The sequence below is a fragment of the Mycobacterium sp. TH-M11 genome (assembly GCF_057473725.1).
The window spans coordinates 1-1539 of the sequence record NZ_JBYCLD010000187.1; the positions used below are offsets into that span (position 1 = coordinate 1).

4 protein-coding genes are annotated in these 1539 nt (G+C 66.8%); 2 read left to right on the forward strand and 2 right to left on the reverse strand.

The window, feature by feature from the left end; translation table 11 throughout:
• Positions 1-356: alcohol dehydrogenase catalytic domain-containing protein (locus AC2VOG_RS08135; RefSeq protein ID WP_486939405.1), on the reverse strand; the 356-nt coding region annotated here is incomplete at its 3' end.
• Between the two features lie 14 nt (positions 357-370).
• On the opposite strand from AC2VOG_RS08135, the gene AC2VOG_RS08140 reads away from it, so the two are divergent.
• Both AC2VOG_RS08140 and AC2VOG_RS08145 read left to right on the forward strand, forming a co-directional pair.
• Positions 371-826 carry an acyl-CoA thioesterase gene (locus tag AC2VOG_RS08140; RefSeq protein WP_486939406.1) on the forward strand — a complete coding sequence of 152 codons (456 nt, stop codon included), beginning with the start codon at positions 371-373 and terminating at the stop codon, positions 824-826.
• Positions 827-835: 9 nt separating this feature from the next.
• Positions 836-1276 carry an SRPBCC family protein gene (locus AC2VOG_RS08145; RefSeq protein ID WP_486939407.1) on the forward strand — a complete coding sequence of 147 codons (441 nt, stop codon included), beginning with the start codon at positions 836-838 and terminating at the stop codon, positions 1274-1276.
• Here the strand turns inward: AC2VOG_RS08145 and AC2VOG_RS08150 are convergent.
• A partial coding sequence (locus tag AC2VOG_RS08150) for an FCD domain-containing protein (protein WP_486939408.1) occupies positions 1273-1539 on the reverse strand: 267 nt, incomplete at its 5' end. The genes AC2VOG_RS08145 and AC2VOG_RS08150 overlap by 4 nt on opposite strands.

Below are 1539 nucleotides of genomic sequence, written 5' to 3' on the forward strand. Positions count from 1 at the left end.
GCGCTGCCCGGCTGACACGGCGTCAGCCCATCGGTCACGCACGCCGCGCAGTGACCGCAGCGCGGCAGGAACGTCATCACCACCCGCCGGCCGACCGCCACGTCGTTGACCGCGTCGCCGACCCGCTCGATAATTCCGGCCGCCTCGTGCCCGAGCAGCATCGGCGTCGGCCGCACCCGATTGCCGTCCACCACCGACAAATCCGAATGGCAGACACCGGCGGCCTCGATGCGCACCAACAGCTCGTCGGGGCCCGGCGGCGCGAGTTCGACGGCGGCGACGGTGATCGGCCGCGACTGCGCGTACGGCCGGCTCGATCCGATGCGCTCCAGCACGGCACCCCGGATTTCCAGCATGGTCGAATACAACCATGAGCTCAGTCCCGCCCGCACCCGACGGCCTCACCGGTGGCGACTTTCCCGTGCACTGGCCGGTGCTGACCCGATGGGCCGACAACGACATGTTCGGCCATCTGAACAACGCGGTCTACTACCAGCTTTTCGACACCGCGATCAACGGCTGGATTCAGACCAACGTCACGCTCGACCCGGTGACCACGTCGGCGCAGGGCATCGTCGCCGAATCGGGCTGCCGCTACTTTTCCGAGTTGCATTTCCCGGAACGACTTGTGGTGGGCGTGGCCGTGACCCGGCTCGGCAACAGCAGCGTGACCTACCGGCTCGGCGTTTTCCGCGGTGAGCTCACCGGGCCGCAGCCCATCGCCGCCGTCGGGCACTGGGTGCATGTCTATATCGACAAGGCCACTCGCCGGCCGACGCCCATTCCGGACGAGATCCGCGCGCTGCTGTCGTCGGCCTGCGTTTAAGCTCGGCGAATGCCTTTTGTCAGTAAGACCGTTGAGGTTGCGGCCAACGCCGACTCGATCTTGGCCATCGTCGCCGACTTCGAGCGCTACCCGGAGTGGAACGACGGAGTCCAGGGCCTGTGGGTGCTGGCCCGCTACGACGACGGGCGCCCCAGCCAGCTGCGTCTCGACGCCAAATACGAAGCGATCGAGGACAGCCTGATCCAGGCGGTCTACTACCCAAGCCCCACTCAGATCCAGACCGTGCTGCAGCAGGGGAATCTTTTCAAAAAGCAGGAGCAGCTGTTCAGCGTGGTGGACACCGGGTCGTCGGCGCTGCTGACCGTCGACCTGGACGTCGAGCCGTCGATGCCGATTCCGGCGCCGATGGTCAAGCAACTGGCCGGCAACGTATTGGACTACCTGGCCGAAAACCTCAAGAAGCGCGCCGAGGAGTTGTCGGCCGGCTAGTGCCAGATCCCGCTGGCGTCCAGCCGTTCGGTGAGGCGGCGGGCGCCGTCGACGAACTGCGACGTGGTGTGCTCGACGACGGCGGCGGTGTCCCGGCGGCGCAGCGCCGCCACCAGCTCGCGATGATTGAGCACCGCCCCAGCAGCCCATTCGGGGTCTGCGGCGTACACCATCAGCGGCATGTACCGGGCCACGTGCAGCAGGAACCAGGCCAGCTTGATGCGTCCGGTCGCGTGGTTGAAAACGCGGTGAAAGGCGAACTC

Bases quoted from the DNA above. Each gene is read 5' to 3' on its own strand.
- AC2VOG_RS08140 (WP_486939406.1), top strand. From the start codon at position 371: ATGAGCTCAGTCCCGCCCGCACCCGACGGCCTCACCGGTGGCGACTTT.
- AC2VOG_RS08145 (WP_486939407.1), top strand. From the start codon at position 836: ATGCCTTTTGTCAGTAAGACCGTTGAGGTTGCGGCCAACGCCGACTCG.